Origin of the sequence: Lederbergia lenta NBRC 16444, assembly GCF_001591545.1 — a bacterium.
In the GTDB taxonomy this organism is placed as follows: domain Bacteria; phylum Bacillota; class Bacilli; order Bacillales; family Bacillaceae_C; genus Lederbergia; species Lederbergia lenta.
Genome location: NZ_BCVC01000001.1, coordinates 1,526,774 through 1,543,604 on the forward strand (window position 1 = coordinate 1,526,774; position 16,831 = coordinate 1,543,604).

Here is a 16,831-nt window from a genome sequence, read left to right on the forward strand (position 1 = left end):
AAACTAATTACTTTTTAAAATTTTTTTCTAATTTAACAAAAAAACCGGATTTTCCGGTTTTTAATGTAATCTTTTATTCTCCTGAATTTTCTTCAGTTTATCGGGAGTGACATCATCACCTTCTGCATCGTATACTCGTACGTTTTCAATTGTTTGAGTCATCGTTGCGCGAAAAGCTTGTAAATATTCCGCCCTTAGCGTAGTTTGTTCCTTTGCCTCAGCCTCTGTTAACTTTTGCTCCTTAGCTTTTTTTGCTAATTCATTGATTCTTGCCATTTTTTCTTTTGGCAACATATTAAAAACTCCTTTTTCAGCAATTTCAGATTTAATAGCCTTTGTAAAATCAAGTTAGTGTAAATATACTAAAAAAAAAGATAGACATCAAATCATCTATCTTCTTAAGCATTATCTATGGTTTCAACATTTTCTGATTCCTTCACATACTCTTGAAATCTTCTATGTACAGTAGCTTTTGATACTTCGTATCCAAAACCTCTCATTGTTGCAGCAATTTCTGCAAAAGTGAGTCCATTGTTTCGAAAGCGAATTATTTCTTCCAACGGAATCTCTTTCCGTTCTCGACCATCAATATTACCTTTGTTTTTCAAATTTCTTTCTGGTCGATATCCTCGCGCCACAGCTCTTTTCATGCCTTTTTTAATTTTAAAATTATGGAGCTTACGCTGATGCTCTTCTACCATACTAATGATGTCTAGAACCATTGAGTCTGTTTCAGACAGCTCTAGTTCCCCTTGATGAGAAAAGCTATATAATTTCACCTTTGCTTTCATTATGCAATGAAGCAAGGCAATTCTTGCGTTCCCTCTCCCGAGTCTAGTTTCATCCTGTATGAGAATCGCATCTATGTTTTCTTTTTGAATCTTTTCTAACATCAACAATACACCTGGTCGATCTAAATCATAGCCACTCGACTGATCACAGATAACCGAATCTATTTCAAGTTTCCAATTGTGTGCTGCTTCTATAAGCTCTTCCTCTTGTCGTTTAAGCGATGTTTCTTGCGTCTCTTTATCCGTACTAACACGACAATAAATAATTGCTTTCATTACAATCCACTTCCTTACTCTGTCTGCATTACAAAATGCCTTTCACTATCATCAAATTTATTTAAAGGTGTGGGAATCATTAATTGCTCTCCACTTTTCAATAATTTATGCGTTAATTGGTTTTCTTTCTCCAAAATTTTAACGAACTCACCAGTTGATACGCCCAGACTATGGGCATATTTTTCTGAGATTGACCAAAGTGATTCTCCATCTTTTACAGTAATAATAACATACTCATCTGAATTGCTATTCGTATTAAATATAAAATAAAGTCCCATACCCAAAGTTATGATAAATAAAATAATAATAAAAGAATATTTTTTCCAAATAAGATTCATCCTGATATGCCCCCGATTCCGAATGTTTGTTCTGTTTGTTAACAACAGTATAAAACGAACACTTGTTTGAAGTCAAGTCATTATTCGAACTTATGTTTGTACACTATTAACTTCCGTGATATAATGCATATAAGATTAATATAAAGTATTGGAGCGTGAAAACTATGTTGAAAATATCGAAAAGACAACAAGATATTCTTGATTTCATCAAATTAGAGGTTAAGTCTAAAGGATACCCGCCATCTGTTCGTGAAATTGGAGAAGCAGTTGGACTTGCCTCTAGCTCAACAGTTCATGGACATTTGTCTAGACTTGAAAGCAAAGGGTTTATTAGAAGAGACCCTACTAAACCACGAGCAATCGAAATTATAAAAATGGAAGAAGATCTTATTCCACAACAAAATACGGTTAATGTCCCGCTCGTAGGTAAAGTTACGGCCGGTCTTCCTATATCGGCCATTGAAAATATAGAAGAATATTTCCCTCTTCCAGAACAGCTTGTCCCTGCTGACGATCATGTGTTTATGCTAGAGATCGTTGGTGAAAGCATGATCGAGGCTGGTATTTTAAACGGTGACTATGTTATTGTTCGCCAGCAACAAACAGCGAATAATGGTGAAATTGTTGTTGCAATGACAGAAGAAAATGAAGCTACGGTGAAAAGATTTTTCAAAGAAAAAGACTATTTTCGACTACAACCAGAAAACTCCAATATGGAACCGATTATTTTACGTGAAGTCTCCATTCTTGGTAAAGTTGTTGGTTTATACCGACAAGTTATCCATTAAAAAGTGGATAGAGCCTTTACATCTCCTGTCATGTTAAGGCTCTATTTATTTTTACTAGCTTCGACTGAATCCTCCCAATAGTAATCACTTATCACTTCTGCTAGCGCATCTACCGTCCGGTTTAATTCCTCAAGATTATTATCAACGCCGCCAATTTCAATTAACAAACCTTTTTCAGCCAAATCTTGATTATATACCCCATTGTTTCCATCTATTTTCGGCTTTGCCATAACCCCTCTTGAAAGTCCTGGATATTTTTCTTGTAAATTCTTATGAAGTTTTCCTGCAAACTCTAGATTTTTTGCATAATGAGGATTACCTTCACCAATTACAAAAATGGTTTTTGCATATTTTTGGTCTTTAATTGTAGCCGTTGTAACCTTTTTCCTTTGTGAATCTCGATGAATATCAAAGACCAACTCAACATTTTTATTTTGATTAATAGCTTCTGTAACTAATTCTCGAGATACAGCATAAGACTGATAATATTTCATATTTCTTTGTAAAAGTAATGCTTCCACATCCGTTGTATCTACTAATGTTTTTATTCCTTTTTCTCCTAGCTTTTCTCCCAATCTTTTTCCAAGTAAAGTCACATTTTTATCTTTGCTTGATGATTGGTTACCTTCTAACAACGGAATATAAGATTCCCTAGTATGTGTATGATAGATATAAGCAACATAGTCCTTCGTTTGATTTTTTGTCTCCTGCTTTATCTCTTCCTTTGGCTCCTCCGCAGGTTTTTCACTTTCGCTTTCTTTACCAAAATCTTTTGGAGGTGGAGATTCAATCGGCAGATTAGTAAAATCAGTACCATCACCAGCAATCAGTATTTTAGGGCTCGCTGCATATAAACCTGGGATTTCACTAATTAGAAATGTTTTCATATCATTTAAGTTAATATTCGTTAGTAATGCGAAGGCATCTTTACCGAATGACCGTTTCGGAGTATGTGGCAAAACAGTTTGGAGTGAATGGTTTTCCAGAGACATGATATATAGGAATGATTTCGTACGTGAATCATCATTCCCAATAAAGGACAAATAGCTAATTTTTAAACTAGAAAATGCAATGATTGATATTAAGCAAAAAATAGCAACTATGAACAATGTTGATCTTGTAACAATTTTTAACATCGGCTTCAATCCTTAGTAAGAATGTAGTTACTATTCATTTATATGAAACATATAATAGACTATGAGTAATTTTCTATAAAAGTTTTGCTAGAGTTAATGAATCCTTCGCCCATACAAAAAAACCTCTATAAAAGTTTATAGAGGACAATCGTTGATACAATTCTACTAAGATATGAAAAAAGAATGATAGATATTACCAGTATGACTAATGCAAGACTATAGCACTTCTATCAGTCAGTAACCGTATCTTTAATAATTAAATAAATGCTACGCAGGTGCTCTTCTGTTCACCGGCTTTGAATTTTTGCAACATTAATAGAATGGTTGACCTTTTTACTGATCTTACTAATATCAATGGAAAAATAAACTGCACTGTAATGATAAGTCGCATAAAAATAGAGATGCCATAGTAGTAAAACTTTTAACATCTCTAACCATGTTCATATTCAATTTATTTTTTTATAAATGTATGTATCAATCTATTTACTTCATCTGGTTGATCAAGATTTGTCGCATGTTGTGCTTGTTTAATAATTTCCAACTCTGATTTTTTTATTTTTTCATGCATAACTTCCTGTTGCCTTCTTATCATTGTATCATTTTCACCTTGCATGATCAGGGTAGGACATTCAATATTCTGTAATTCATTCTCACTTTCCATCCGAGATATGGCATCCCATAAACGAAGCCACACCTTATGAGGTATCCTAGAAACTACTTCTTCAATATATTGTTTATTGTTAGAATTGAACTTTGATAATGCTCTCCCTTGCCATTCCCCCAAAGTCTTCATAGATATAAAGCGATTCGACAATCGGTTTATCGGCATAAAAAGCTTTTCAAACCAATTAAATGTATTAGTATATGGTGTACCTATTAATATTAAGGAGCTTACTCGCTCTGGAAAACGAGCAGCTGCTTGAAGCGATATATGCCCTCCCATCGATAATCCACATAAATGTGCTTTTTCTATCTCCAACTGATCTAATAACATCATCAAATCCTTTGAAAAATCATTGGAATCCACTTTTCCATCAGGTAATGTTGATTTCCCGTGCCCTCGTACGTCCCAAGTAATCGTTTGATAACTTTTTGAAAAATATCTTATTTGGGGTTGCCATTGTGCATGGTCCCAAGAGGCACCGTGGGTAAAAACAATCGTTTCACCTTCTCCTACAACTTCATAATAAATTTGACTGTTCGTTTGTATAAGTAAAGACATCGCATCTCCTTTTAACACTAATAAATGTACAACCGCGCTAAGATAAATCCCGTAGCGACAACAAAGATTGGAGCAAATGCTACTATGGAGACGAACTTTTTTCATATTTACTTAAATTTGCGTAAGTATATACACAAGAGGCTCTGAACGTTCTTTCGTACCAAAAAAGTATAAATTATTCGCGAGAAAGAGCTCGTAATATCGATGTTTCGAAGGCTCTTGATTGCCTTTTAGACCAATTATCATTTGTGGTGGGGCATCCTGTACAATATCAAATGTAAAGCCCTCCCATATTTGCATTAGAAAAAACATTGGAACAGTCGTCTTATACATACCTGGTGCTTCGTCATCCAATAACCAGTTTGGCTGGCCACCTATTTTATTTTCTCCTTTACTTGCACCACTAGTAGATACCAGATTCCATCGCTTAAATTGAATCTTTTCCTTATAATTTTTTCTATAAGTCCCTTCATTAGTATCAAAAACAATAATTTTGAAATTTCTTTGATATGAGTCTAAAAATCCTTCCGGAATGTTCGCACTTAGTAGTGCTACTTGAAGCATTTCCGGAATAAGATAATCTTCATATGCACAAGAAGTACATGCAAACACTGCCATCGAGAAACCTTGCCAAACATGGTCCTCTGGAAATGCTACTTGGAAAAAGAAGGTTTGTTCCGCGCCGCATAATTCACAGACAGGCATTTCTATTGAAGCGGGTATGCATGGCTGACCACCAATAAAAGATGAATCAACTTCCTTTTGTTCTTGATTGGACTGGTCTAACTTTAATAAATAACTAGATTCCATTATATTCATCTCCAGTACAGCATTTTAGACTAGTTTACCTATTCCTAGTATCTTCTGAAAATAATAAATACCAATACCACTTCTCCTTGCCAAAATAACCTTCTAACTTGTTCAATGTAATTTATGGATTTGGGAAAACTCTCGTAATTGTATCCCCATCGATCCTTACTTGATATAGAATTTCGTATGGTCTAGTTGAACCGGTATGATATTTAGGAACAACACGAACAAAAACATCTTTGCCAGCTCGAACTTCGTCTGCGACTAATCCTTCAAATTGCCTAAATCTTCCCCTGTTGATGTTTAAGCTTTGCGGAAATATATTTCCAGAATTCCTTGATCCAAGACCACCTAGATTATTACCAATTCCATGACCTGCATCGTCTGTTTGTTTTCCAAGCGTCCTAGCGTATCGTCTAGAAGCTGCATTAGTAATTGTTCCGGTTCCGAGATGACGCTTTTCTATTTTAGCAAAAACAGATCGTAGCTCTCCTTTAGTTCCGTGCGTCGTTCGGTATGTTAATCCACCTACAGTGGTAAATTCATGTCTTGTAAATCCATTTGCTGTTTTTAATACTTTTCCTGCGACCATTTTCCCAAATGGAAACCGACTAAACCCGATTGTAAAGACTGCTGCAGCTGCATATTCAGGTGTCAGTAATCTTTTAGGGTTCCTAATTATGTCTGCTATTTGTTGGCCGCTAGCTGTAACACCCATGCCCATCGAGACAGCACCGATGGCTGACCAGACTCCGAGAAAGGGAACGGATAAGGCAAATGCGCCTGCAATAATTGCTCCTTTTTCCCATCCAGATAGACCGTTCCACCAGTTTTGCAAACTATCAAATAAACACGCAAAACAAGCATCTTGGCCCGGACTACTAAATAAACTATCATATCCTAATAAAATAAGGGTGATCAAAATAGTTATTGTTACAACGGTTAACATTTTGGAATATTTAAGTGTGTTCTCATTTAATTCAGGTAGACGTTTCTTTGCTTCCTTATTTCCATGTATTACTGTATAACCTAGTTCTCTTCGTTCACGATAAAAATACAATAAGTAACCATATCGCTGCCTATCCTTTATTAGCGCTACAATCAAATTCCAACATTCGGTAATAGGGTTTATTACTTTTTCTGATTTTAATTTGGGAATTTCGTCTCTGATACGATTCAATTCCCAATAATCGATACATAAAGCAGTAATAAGCATAATTAGAAAAAGTGGTTTTTCAGCATAACCACTTCCTAGCACTTCATGAATTCCACTGAGCCATTTTGGTGCCTGATAATTAGCGTTCCACAACGCATGATCGAAAATGGCAAGGAATAAAAGTAAGCTAGGGAAAATGAAGACATAATTCAGCCATCTATCTCTATATCTTAAGGCTACGCCAATCCCCATTGCGATTAAAGCTGTCAGTAAAGCATGCCCAGATGTCATTCTTGTAGGTAAAAAACTCTCCTCAAAATAGCCCGGAAACAACGTGAATATATCCCAATGAAGAACTTTGCCCCCAAGAAAAGTAACTCCATAATTACTCCCTGTGATTAACCGACGGGTCACTTCTTCTAAAAATTGAAAACCCGCTCCCGAGGACGCCCCAATGAGAGCATAATCACTTAAACTTAAAGATGATGCTCTGCGTGATAACAATAGGTATACACCAAGCGGAATTAATTTCGATATTTCTTCTACAATAGGCGTTAAAATAGCTTGACTCCACCCATCAGAAGTCAGCCCTCCAAAAATAGAAGTAATTGTAATAACGATAACTGAATTCAGAGGCACTATTAGCCAAGCGCCCGCCAAAAAGAAGTATGTATATTGCTTCCAGGACAATGTCTTGCTGCGACATAGTAGCCAAAATTGAAAAATTACATAAAAAGACCAAAAAAACTGAACGAATATTTTTCGGGAGTCCTCCATGAAGATCAAACTTAAAATGAAGATAATTAAAGAAATCCAGGAAAAAATCGTATAAATGAGTGTTATCATTGGATGCTTATGGATGAACGCTTGAAAGAATGTACTAGTACGTTCTAATTTTTCTCTAAATATTAATCTGACATTTTCCATCCTACTCGTCATACTTCATCGCTCCAATACAAGGACTTGATAAGTAGATTCTTGGATTTGTTGACGAAAAAATGATTATCCCATTACGGTTTCATCCTATACCTTATTGCTCCTAATTTAAATAGGGCGAATTATCCAAATAATATTCGTTTCCCTTGGTTGACGATTTACACAATATTACTTAATTTTCGATTCATTAAAGGATTTTAGAGGTATAAAAAAGAACTGGTAAGAGAGGCGATTCAAAAAATTCCCAAATGATAAAAGAGGATTTCTTCGTTGCGCGGTTTTACCGGTCCACACGTAGCAGTAGAACGGATGTTTTGTAAGTCGATTGACTCACATCCTTTGCAGGTACAACCACCTAAACCTTCAACTCCTTTTTCTAATTTGGCAACTTTTTGTTTTCGCACTTATTAAAGAATGTTTTAAAAAGGAGAGCCAAGATATGCATCCATTACAATTAAAACTAAAACCACTGTTAAGCGACTTTGTAAAAAACGGTCCAGCAGGATGTGCATGTTCTGTCACACATCGAGGGAATACAATATTTGAAGATTTTGTTGGACTAGCAGACACCGACACGAAAAAAGCAATCACATCTGATACAATTTATCGAATTTACTCGATGACAAAAGTCGTTACATGTACTGCTGCGCTTATGTTGTATGAGAGAGGATTATTTTTACTAAATGATGCTCTAGAGGAATATTTACCAGAGTTCAAAGATCCACAAGTTTATCGAATAAATGATCGTGGTGAAATTTATATTTCACCCGCTACAAGGTCAATTACTGTAAAAGATCTCTTTACAATGACCTCCGGTTTAACCTATCCTGGAGACGCGAATGAAACAGAACGTCATGTAGCAAAAGCTATGGAGATATTAGAACAGAATAACGCACTTGGTGAAAAAATGACTATAAGAACAATGTCCGAATCATTAGCTTCTATTCCTTTAGCTTTTGACCCAGGTACACAATGGCATTATGGTTTGAGTCATGATGTTCTAGGAGCCCTTATTGAAGTAATATCTGGTAAGAGCTTCGGACAATTTTTGAAAAGTGAGATTTTTGATCCTTTAAATATGAATGACACGTTTTTTCGCATACCGGAGGATAAGCGAGGTCGCCTTTGTAGCTTTTACTCGCTTGGTGAAGATGGCAGCTTAACAAAGAATACTGAAATGGACGTACATATTCAACCTAATGCAGCTTTTGAAAGTGGTGGTGGTGGATTGCTATCCACTTTATATGATTATAGCCGATTTGCTCATATGTTAGCGAATGGTGGAGAATTGGATGGGGAACGGATAATAGGACGGAAAACGATTGAACTTATGGCTACGAATCACCTCACAACAGCTAACAACCAAAATCTCAATTGGAATTACCTCTCAGGGTATGGGTATGGTTTAGGAGTCCGAGTAATGGTTGATCCAGCATTAGGTGGAAGTAATAGTTCAGTAGGTGAGTTTGGATGGTCAGGATTATTAGGCACCTGGGTATTAATAGATCCAAAAGAAAAATTGTCTGCTGTTTATATGCAACAAATGCTGCCTAATTTCGAATCTTATCATCAACCGAGATTACGCTCAGTTATTTATGGAGCGATTTGAAAAAATGAATTATCCGTTACCCCTTCTTGGATGAAAAGTACCATCAGCAAAATATAGTCAAAAAGCACATCAACCCTTACATTGATGTGCTTTCCTATTTCATAGAAAGAGACTTCTCGCCTACTAATGAAATGATTTATCTTCCCATTAGTCTCTGTATTAATGATTCGATTTCTATTGATTTTCATCATAAGCTGATCCAATCCCAACTACCATCTTTATCCTCATCTATTATATCTATATCAAATCAAATGCACTTTATAATACATTCTTTATCAAGGCATTTTTGACATTTTATATTGGTCAACATAACAAAGGGACTTAAGTTTTATTTACTATTTAGCTCTTTTAATGATTCTAGAACATGATTTAGGAAGTTTTCAATCTGCCCCATATTCTCTTCATTTAATTTATGCTTAAATTTTAAGTCAATCCTATTCAAGTATGTTGATGACTCTTGTTCATGTATGAAGCTCAGCGTTTGTGTTAAATCTATGTCATCTTCCCAAATAGCGTAGATTGTTTTTTCAATCTGTTCACACTGCTCAGCTACGTTGTGAACACGCTTGTTAAAGCGCAATAAAAGAGAGCAGCCTGGATTTTTCTCAGGTATCTCTAATATCTCATCTGCTAAGTCATTCAAGGAAGCCTTTATTACAATTTCTGCTGTCACATTAGGCTGATCCACCAAGATAAATTCAATTGCAAAATCCCTAGCCATAATGGAAAAATCCATTCTATCCACCCGATTTAGAATCGTTATTTTGTGAGCTAAATTGTCTAGATCATATACATGATTTTCAAATGCCACTTTTAGATTTTCAAAAATTGTTGGATCATACATTTTGATACCTCCCATTTATTTATTATAAGCATAGGAGTTTTCGTTTGTTAGATAAAAATTACAAGGAATACCTACTTTAATTCACATTATCAGCTATGACCTCTAGCTACGAAAAGAGAATGTTTCAATTTGTGATAATAAGCACTTCTACAGTTCGTCTTTTTCCTTCTTTTTAGATATCGAATGGATACCCTTATTGAACCTGCTTAATCCATTTTCAAAAATAGATTAAGCTAGATTTTCATTCAGTAAATTTAAATTTTAGTTTTATAAAAAGGTTGAATAATTTCCCCTATATTGATTAACAATTGACCGTTAATAGAATAACTAGAATAGAGAGCAACATTCAAATTATTTCTTCAAATCTAAAACGCTCTTTAATTAATACACTCTTGTTTCTCGAAAGGCTAAAATCCTTGGAAATCTCCAAATATCGGTGCTAATAATGAATTGATAAGTGATAATTTATCCAAAAACAAAACAATTCCCATTACTATCATTATTCCTCCGCCGATTTTCATTACAGAACCACTGTATTTTTTTACCCAAGTAAATTTAGTAATGAAAAATGCCATAAAAAGAAAAGGAAGGCTAAAACCTAAAACATAAGCTGCCATATACCAAAGCCCCTGTGATGGATTTGCACCTACAAGTGCTAATGTTGCTGCTAAAATTGGACCCATACAAGGTGTCCAGCCTATTGCAAAAGCTAATCCAATTAGTACTGAACCTAAATATCCAGCTGGTTTATTTTTAATATGTAACTTATGCTCCTTCATCAAAAATTTTGGTTGTATTAGCCCGATAGTTATTAATCCAAAGACCACCATTAAAATAGCACCAATTTGTCGAACCAAATCTCCGTATTGAAAATACCAAGTCTCTAATAAAGTCGAACTTCCAACTGTTCCGAAACCAATCACTAAATAAATTATCGAAAATCCAAACAAAAAGAAAATTGTATGCAAAATCGCTTTGCGCTGTCCTTTTAATTCACCCATTTGTATTTCCACTACACTCATTCCTGTAATATATGATAAAAATGCAGGATAAAGTGGAAATACACATGGCGATATAAAAGTTAATGCTCCTGCGCCGAATGCAAGTATAATTGAAATGTCCGCCATCAACGCCCCCCAAACAAATGGAATCTTTGTGATTTTAATATAATATATCACAAAAGAATCTCTTGTGATTCGGCTTACTCATAGTCATTTTGGGTGATGTAGTTGTATCTTTTTCCCTCGATTACCACCGGCTTGGTATTGATTTTCATGACGTAAAATGTAAGTTCGGCCTTCAATCTTAATGACTGTCGGGAGACCTTTCTTACGTTTGATAACAGTTATTTCTGCAAGTAATTTGTCTAGCAAAAAGATCCCTCGCTTTATAAAGTTAGAAGCAATACAACTAGTGTGGAGGCATTTCCATCCAATTCTGTGTTGTGACTCCGTTTTAATGAATTCCCTTATAGCCCGGTTGATTATGGGTGCTAAATTGATTGCAAGATGGTTTCTATTCTGTGACCTGCACATTGCAAGCGAAATACCGCCCTTACCCTAGCTATGCGTTATTACATTTACATTCAGTTTACCACCTCTTTACCCTACATACGTTAATTGTTTGTTGTCACGAAACACTTGGTTAATAGTTCCTCCACCGAGACACTCTTCTCCTTGATAGAAGACAACTGCCTGTCCAGGCGTTATGGCACGAATCGGTTCGTGGAACTTGACTTTAACTTTGGAATCACCCAACCGTTCTACCGTTACCTTATTATCAGGTTGGCGATAACGAAATTTGGCCGTGCACTCAAATGTATCAGGCATATCTCCCTTTGAAATCCAACTTACATGGTCGGATATAATGCAGTCTGAATAGAGCATTTCATGATGAAAGCCCTGTTCAACATATAGAACATTTCTTTCCATATCCTTTCCAATTACAAACCAAGGATCGCCGTTTCCCCCGATACCCAATCCGTGCCTTTGTCCGATTGTATAGTACATCAATCCATCATGTTGTCCGACAACTACGCCTTCAAATGTTTCCATATTTCCTTTTTGAGCAGGTAAATAACCACTTAAGAATTCTTTAAAATTTCGTTCACCAATAAAGCATATGCCTGTACTGTCTTTTTTGGATGCGGTCACCAAGTGAGATTTCGCAGCTAATTCCCTTACTTTTGGTTTTTCCATATCGCCTATCGGGAACAATACCTTACTTAACTGCTCTTCTGTTAATTGATTTAGGAAATAAGTCTGATCCTTATTTTCATCTTTCCCTCTCAACATGTGAACATTTCCATTTTCTCTGACGACTCGCGCATAATGTCCTGTAGCGACATAATCCGCTCCAAGGCTCATAGCATGATCTAAAAATGCCTTGAACTTGATCTCCTTATTGCATATTACGTCAGGATTCGGTGTTTTTCCCGACTTATATTCTTCCAAGAAATAGATGAATACCTTGTCCCAATACTGCTTCTCGAAATTCACGGCATAATAGGGAATGTCCAATTGACTGCAGACGCGTATTACGTCCTGGTAGTCTTCCGTAGCCGCACAAACACCAAATTCATCTGTATCATCCCAGTTCTTCATGAATATTCCGATTACGTCATAGCCTTGCTCTTTTAGAACGAGTGCTGCCACAGAAGAATCGACTCCTCCCGACATCCCTACGATTACACGTGTGTCTTTTGGTGCTTTCTCCATTTCAATTCATCCTATCTTTTCATCAATACTTCCTTTGAATATATTTCTTGTGCTAGAAAAACCACCAATATAAGCAGCTCTTGTTCCCCATAATGCGGCATCAAATTCATGAGCGCGTCTTGATCCAAACTCTGAGACGGGTTGATCTCTTACGACTTGTTTGATTCGAGAAGCTTTGGACGCAATAAGGGTTTGATAGTTTACGATATTCAGCAAAGGTGTCTCAATGAGTTGCGCTTCGACTAATGGTGCTTCCACACGAGGAATTGGTTCATTGCCAAATACAATTTCTCCTTCTTTCATCGCTCGAACAGTACCTGTAAAGCGTACCGTTCGCAAACAATCAATATAGTCTTCTCGATAGCCAAGGTCTGTTAAATACCCCAAATCACTTTTAGAAAAGTGGAATGATTGAAGATATTCAATCATTCTTTCCAGTCCAACAAAGATTGCATACCCATTTCCAAATGGTAATTTACGAAAATACAAATCGAATACAGCTTTTTTGGTATGAATATTATCTTCCCAATAGGCTTCAGCCATATTGATTTGGTACAAGTCCATATGAAGAGCAAAGCTATCATCCATATACTTGTTCATAATCATTTCCTCCTAAACTAACAAAATACAGCTAGGCTTGCTCAAGTTTAATAGGTTTTATGAATTCGTTTCATTACTTCTACATAGGAGATCTTTAGCAAAGTCGACAAGTTGTTGTGCTTCTTCGGTCCGAAGAAATTGTACATCTAAAGCATCGGGGCCTAGACGGAACCGATCCAGTGCATCAGCATCTTTGAAAATCTGATACAGCAGCACCGCCCTTTCATCTAAGCTAGACGACTTTTTAATCTCTGATAAACCAAGCGAATCATCCTGATCGTGGTAATAGGTGATGTAATAGGTTTGCTCATCATATGACAAATCGTGGTTACGACAATAATCTTTGTAGTACTCAGCCGCACGACTACCATGTCCTCTATCAATCCCATCATCGAGGCGACGGGAATCATGGAAAACAGCTGCCATGGCGAGTGCGTCCTTTTCCTCTTCACTTAGGTTTTTTCGATGTGCGATGAGAAGAGCCAGAAGTAGCACGCGCGCGCAATGGGATTTCGTATGCCATTCACTCTCAGGAAGCCAAAACTCAACGTTTTGTTCCATGAATGCATACCATCGTTCATAAAGCTCTTTGATTGGTTGGCAGATAGGATCATTCAGAACGTTCGCTAAAAACATCATCTATTTCCTCCTCTTTTTCAAATAAACAGCTTATTTCATCTCCACCAATTGCTGTAACACTTTCGCGATATCCCCATCAATACCAATAGACTTGGCTGCAATTGCATCTGGAATATAAAGCTCCCTCCCCTTGTTAAGGGTAATATAGGTAGCATGTATCTCCGCATTGGTTAACTTCATCAACGGAGCTTTGATTAATTGATTTCTTGCACCTACACCTAATTCCAGCAAGACTAATTTTTTACCATATGCATTTTCGATAAAATCTTGATAAGCCTGATAGCTCCTTTGCCAAGACTCATCTCTTAGAAAATTCCGATCAACTTCAATATGGACTTGCATTGGACCACCACAATTTGGACATGTAGGAATAAGGTCCAAAGGCACTTTTCCATTCTCTTGCTGTTCTGCCATTTTGCTTAGTACTTCATCGCCAGGATAAATTTGATCACAGCAACCATGTGAGCATTGCAGATTTCGGCAATTGCCTTCTATTTCGAAGAGACGTTCCATTGGAAATCCTGCCTGACTAAAATGATCATCTATATTAGAGGTGACTACAAAAAAGTTTTTATCTTTTACAAGTTCATGAAGATTTTTCATTACTGGACTGGCTTCATCCCTATATAGGAAGTAGTTGTACATCCGGCTGAAAAATGCCCACTTTTCTTCTTCGGAAGGAAAGGGGAAAAAACATCCCTGTATGATGCTACGAAAACCATAATTTTCACGAAAATCTCCAAAAATCTCTAGAAAGTCCTCGTTTTCCGCAAAGATATGGATGCCTTCCGAAATGGAAAGGCCGTTACTTGCACCAATAATAATTCCGTCAGCCTCTTCTATTTTTGTTAAAATCTTATTATATTTCTCTTCCATATGCTCTCCATCCTTATCAGATAATGATTCAAAACCAGGTCATACAATACTTATGCGAAATCTGCATTTATCCTCTTCCTATTTCTTGTCAAACCGCACCTTGTTTCCTTTCTTTTTGCTGTTCAGTCAGAACATTACTCAGTACTGTTGCTATATCTTCATGAACAGCAAGTCCCTTATTCTTCAATTCTTGCGGCAGCAATGCATCCTTTGGATTGATGGTGATATAGTAAGCATCCGGCCAAGTGTAAGTCATGTTCCAGAAAGGTTCTTTAATGAACATCGGAGTCATTTGACCAACACCCAATTCTAGAAAGAGAATTTTCTTATTTTGATTTTCCAGAAGAAATGTACGATATTTATGATGCTCATCTCTATATTTCTCGCCTTCCAAAAATACGAAGGAACGAACCCATAATTCCATAGGACCGCCACATTCCGGGCACTTTGGAACCATGTCGGACGGAATCTTCGTTCCATCGATGTGGGCACATAATTCCTTTGCCTGTTCCGCATAAGGATAAATACCATCGTGGCAAGGGCCACTACACTGTAAATAAGTCCAGTTACCTTGAATAGCGCTCACTTTTTCCTCTGGGAACACCTGTAAAAATTGGGTGTCTTGATTTGTAGTAAGAATATAATAATTTTTATCTTTTATTATTTCATATAAATCCTTATATGGCTGACCGATAGGGACTTCCGTGACAAAGTTTATTAAAGTGGCAAGATATGCCCACCGTTCTTCTTCCGTGCGGAATTTATAATAAAATCCTCCAAAGATGCTATCAATCCCATATTTTTCAGCAAACACATTAAAATGCTCCCGAAAATTCTCATCATCGAGATACCAGTTATATCCACCAGCTGCAGACATGCCGGCAGCACCACCAACTACAATCGCATCAGCTTCTTCAATCTTTTCTAGTATTGTGCCTATAATGTTTTGATATTGTTGTGTTAACATATTTTGACCCCCTAATGATATTTTGTTCGCGTATATAGCACCCTCTTAATATTTTTGAAATCTAGAGGTCTTTATTCAGCTGACCCCTCTTTCACTTGGGTTCTAATGCATTATATAGTGAGTATCAATCCGCGGACAAGTATGCGCTTTTTCTGCACATACTATCCAATATGATAGTGTTAATATTAATGGTAGGCATTCGACTAAATCAATTACATTAGAAACCTTTTTAAAATCGGTATATTCCGCTGGCGTCTCGTTGATCCTTATTTGTCTTTACGTTCAAAGTGTCTTTAAATACACGGGCAATGTCCTCATTAATTGTGATTCCTTTTTCCTCTATCTTTCTAGGAATTATCGCATCCTTAGGGTTAATACTAATGTAGTAAGCTCTTGGCAAACTATAAGTCATCTCCCAGAATGGCTCTTTAATAAACTTCGGAGTCATTGTGCCTACACCTAATTCCAAAAATAGAATCCTTTTATATTTGTTTCTCATCATAAATACTTGGTATTTATTTAATTCGCTTTTAAAAGTGCTTCCTTCTAAGAATTGAGGGGAACGAACCCATGGTTCCATGAACCGCCCACACTTTGGACATTTTGGTATCAAGTCTGGAGATATTCTAGTTCCCTCTATTTTTGCGTATATTATCTCTATTTGCTCTTTATTTAGATAAACCTGATCATGGCAAGGTTCGCTGCATTGAAAATAGCGCCAATCTCCTTGAATCAAGGAAACCCTCTTTTCAGGAAAAGCCTTTGAAAACTGTGCATCTTGATTTGTAGTAATAATAAAATAATCTTTTTCTTGGATTAGTTGAAGTAAATCAAGGTAGGTCTGACCGACTTTGGAATCATATACGAACTTGATTAAGGTAGCGATATAGGCCCAGCGTTCTTCTCTAGTTATAAAACGATAATAAAAGCCGTAAAAAATACTTTCAATATTATATTTTTCTGCGAATTTCCCAAAGTGATTCAAAAAGGTTTCGTCAGTCCGATACCAGTTGAATCCGGCAGCGGCAGACATGCCAGCAGCACCACCAACCAGAATTGCATCAGCTTCCTCGATTTTCTGAAGTAATATTCCTATATTGTCTTGATATAGTTGATCAAACATACT

General features: G+C 36.4%; 17 protein-coding genes and 1 pseudogene. 2 read left to right on the top strand and 16 right to left on the bottom strand.

From position 1 onward, the window contains the following. Positions 1-60 precede the first annotated feature (60 nt). The 3 genes from BLE01S_RS07210 to yneA form a co-directional block, all read right to left on the bottom strand. Positions 61-294, bottom strand: coding sequence for a DUF896 domain-containing protein (locus BLE01S_RS07210; RefSeq protein ID WP_066139042.1), 234 nt, complete (start codon positions 292-294; stop codon positions 61-63). A 104-nt stretch (positions 295-398) separates the two neighbouring features. After that, positions 399-1,067: a YneB family resolvase-like protein gene (locus BLE01S_RS07215; RefSeq protein ID WP_066139045.1), complete on the bottom strand. Its 669-nt coding sequence runs from the start codon at positions 1,065-1,067 to the stop codon at positions 399-401. Positions 1,068-1,081: 14 nt separating this feature from the next. Beyond that, on the bottom strand, positions 1,082-1,405 hold the full coding sequence (yneA, locus tag BLE01S_RS07220) for a cell division suppressor protein YneA (protein ID WP_066139047.1): 324 nt from the start codon (positions 1,403-1,405) through the stop codon (positions 1,082-1,084). A gap of 164 nt (positions 1,406-1,569) precedes the next feature. On the opposite strand from yneA, the gene lexA reads away from it, so the two are divergent. Further along, positions 1,570-2,193, top strand: coding sequence for a transcriptional repressor LexA (gene lexA / locus BLE01S_RS07225; protein WP_066139050.1), 624 nt, complete (start codon positions 1,570-1,572; stop codon positions 2,191-2,193). 41 nt (positions 2,194-2,234) lie between these two features. Here lexA and spoIIP read toward each other — a convergent pair whose 3' ends face one another. From spoIIP to BLE01S_RS07245, 4 genes are all read right to left on the bottom strand, one after another. Then, positions 2,235-3,329, bottom strand: coding sequence for a stage II sporulation protein P (gene spoIIP, locus BLE01S_RS07230; RefSeq protein WP_066139053.1), 1,095 nt, complete (start codon positions 3,327-3,329; stop codon positions 2,235-2,237). A 451-nt stretch (positions 3,330-3,780) separates the two neighbouring features. After that, on the bottom strand, positions 3,781-4,551 hold the full coding sequence (locus BLE01S_RS07235) for an alpha/beta fold hydrolase (protein ID WP_066139056.1): 771 nt from the start codon (positions 4,549-4,551) through the stop codon (positions 3,781-3,783). Between the two features lie 111 nt (positions 4,552-4,662). Next, positions 4,663-5,361, bottom strand: a complete 699-nt coding sequence (locus BLE01S_RS07240) for a hypothetical protein (RefSeq protein WP_066139058.1) — start codon at positions 5,359-5,361, stop codon at positions 4,663-4,665. 121 nt (positions 5,362-5,482) lie between these two features. Beyond that, positions 5,483-7,456, bottom strand: a complete 1,974-nt coding sequence (locus BLE01S_RS07245) for a PrsW family glutamic-type intramembrane protease (RefSeq protein WP_066139061.1) — start codon at positions 7,454-7,456, stop codon at positions 5,483-5,485. Positions 7,457-7,892: 436 nt separating this feature from the next. On the opposite strand from BLE01S_RS07245, the gene BLE01S_RS07250 reads away from it, so the two are divergent. Continuing rightward, the gene (locus BLE01S_RS07250; RefSeq protein ID WP_066139064.1) at positions 7,893-9,062 is read left to right on the top strand and encodes a serine hydrolase domain-containing protein; all 1,170 of its coding nucleotides are present in this window, start codon (positions 7,893-7,895) and stop codon (positions 9,060-9,062) included. Positions 9,063-9,390: 328 nt separating this feature from the next. Here the strand turns inward: BLE01S_RS07250 and BLE01S_RS07260 are convergent, their stop codons facing one another. From BLE01S_RS07260 to BLE01S_RS07300, 9 genes and pseudogenes are all read right to left on the bottom strand, one after another. Further along, positions 9,391-9,906 (bottom strand): hypothetical protein, encoded by a 516-nt coding sequence (locus tag BLE01S_RS07260; RefSeq protein ID WP_066139070.1) that lies wholly within the window; start codon positions 9,904-9,906, stop codon positions 9,391-9,393. Positions 9,907-10,313: 407 nt separating this feature from the next. Further along, complete coding sequence (locus BLE01S_RS07265) at positions 10,314-11,036, bottom strand: cytochrome c biogenesis CcdA family protein (protein ID WP_111703645.1); 723 nt, start codon at positions 11,034-11,036, stop codon at positions 10,314-10,316. A gap of 81 nt (positions 11,037-11,117) precedes the next feature. Next, positions 11,118-11,279 (bottom strand): hypothetical protein, encoded by a 162-nt coding sequence (locus BLE01S_RS20740; protein WP_157419485.1) that lies wholly within the window; start codon positions 11,277-11,279, stop codon positions 11,118-11,120. Positions 11,280-11,507: 228 nt separating this feature from the next. Further along, on the bottom strand, positions 11,508-12,623 hold the full coding sequence (mnmA, locus tag BLE01S_RS07275) for a tRNA 2-thiouridine(34) synthase MnmA (RefSeq protein WP_066139077.1): 1,116 nt from the start codon (positions 12,621-12,623) through the stop codon (positions 11,508-11,510). Between the two features lie 24 nt (positions 12,624-12,647). After that, a pseudogene (locus tag BLE01S_RS07280) lies at positions 12,648-13,229 on the bottom strand (beta/alpha barrel domain-containing protein); the annotation flags it as partial. 51 nt (positions 13,230-13,280) lie between these two features. Then, positions 13,281-13,862, bottom strand: a complete 582-nt coding sequence (locus tag BLE01S_RS07285) for an HD domain-containing protein (protein WP_197713554.1) — start codon at positions 13,860-13,862, stop codon at positions 13,281-13,283. Between the two features lie 30 nt (positions 13,863-13,892). After that, positions 13,893-14,738: a Sir2 family NAD-dependent protein deacetylase gene (locus BLE01S_RS07290; RefSeq protein WP_066139080.1), complete on the bottom strand. Its 846-nt coding sequence runs from the start codon at positions 14,736-14,738 to the stop codon at positions 13,893-13,895. Between the two features lie 88 nt (positions 14,739-14,826). Next, positions 14,827-15,705, bottom strand: coding sequence for an SIR2 family NAD-dependent protein deacylase (locus tag BLE01S_RS07295; RefSeq protein ID WP_066139086.1), 879 nt, complete (start codon positions 15,703-15,705; stop codon positions 14,827-14,829). Between the two features lie 229 nt (positions 15,706-15,934). After that, positions 15,935-16,828, bottom strand: coding sequence for an SIR2 family NAD-dependent protein deacylase (locus BLE01S_RS07300; protein ID WP_066139091.1), 894 nt, complete (start codon positions 16,826-16,828; stop codon positions 15,935-15,937). Positions 16,829-16,831 lie beyond the last annotated feature (3 nt).

Coding starts and splice junctions, on each gene's coding strand:
- BLE01S_RS07295 (WP_066139086.1), bottom strand. CDS start 15,705: ATGTTAACACAACAATATCAAAACATTATAGGCACAATACTAGAAAAG.
- BLE01S_RS07240 (WP_066139058.1), bottom strand. CDS start 5,361: ATGGAATCTAGTTATTTATTAAAGTTAGACCAGTCCAATCAAGAACAA.
- yneA (WP_066139047.1), bottom strand. CDS start 1,405: ATGAATCTTATTTGGAAAAAATATTCTTTTATTATTATTTTATTTATC.
- BLE01S_RS07290 (WP_066139080.1), bottom strand. CDS start 14,738: ATGGAAGAGAAATATAATAAGATTTTAACAAAAATAGAAGAGGCTGAC.
- BLE01S_RS07260 (WP_066139070.1), bottom strand. CDS start 9,906: ATGTATGATCCAACAATTTTTGAAAATCTAAAAGTGGCATTTGAAAAT.
- lexA (WP_066139050.1), top strand. CDS start 1,570: ATGTTGAAAATATCGAAAAGACAACAAGATATTCTTGATTTCATCAAA.
- BLE01S_RS07215 (WP_066139045.1), bottom strand. CDS start 1,067: ATGAAAGCAATTATTTATTGTCGTGTTAGTACGGATAAAGAGACGCAA.
- BLE01S_RS07250 (WP_066139064.1), top strand. CDS start 7,893: ATGCATCCATTACAATTAAAACTAAAACCACTGTTAAGCGACTTTGTA.
- BLE01S_RS07210 (WP_066139042.1), bottom strand. CDS start 294: ATGTTGCCAAAAGAAAAAATGGCAAGAATCAATGAATTAGCAAAAAAA.
- BLE01S_RS07285 (WP_197713554.1), bottom strand. CDS start 13,862: ATGATGTTTTTAGCGAACGTTCTGAATGATCCTATCTGCCAACCAATC.
- BLE01S_RS07300 (WP_066139091.1), bottom strand. CDS start 16,828: ATGTTTGATCAACTATATCAAGACAATATAGGAATATTACTTCAGAAA.
- BLE01S_RS07245 (WP_066139061.1), bottom strand. CDS start 7,456: ATGACGAGTAGGATGGAAAATGTCAGATTAATATTTAGAGAAAAATTA.
- BLE01S_RS07235 (WP_066139056.1), bottom strand. CDS start 4,551: ATGTCTTTACTTATACAAACGAACAGTCAAATTTATTATGAAGTTGTA.
- spoIIP (WP_066139053.1), bottom strand. CDS start 3,329: ATGTTAAAAATTGTTACAAGATCAACATTGTTCATAGTTGCTATTTTT.
- mnmA (WP_066139077.1), bottom strand. CDS start 12,623: ATGGAGAAAGCACCAAAAGACACACGTGTAATCGTAGGGATGTCGGGA.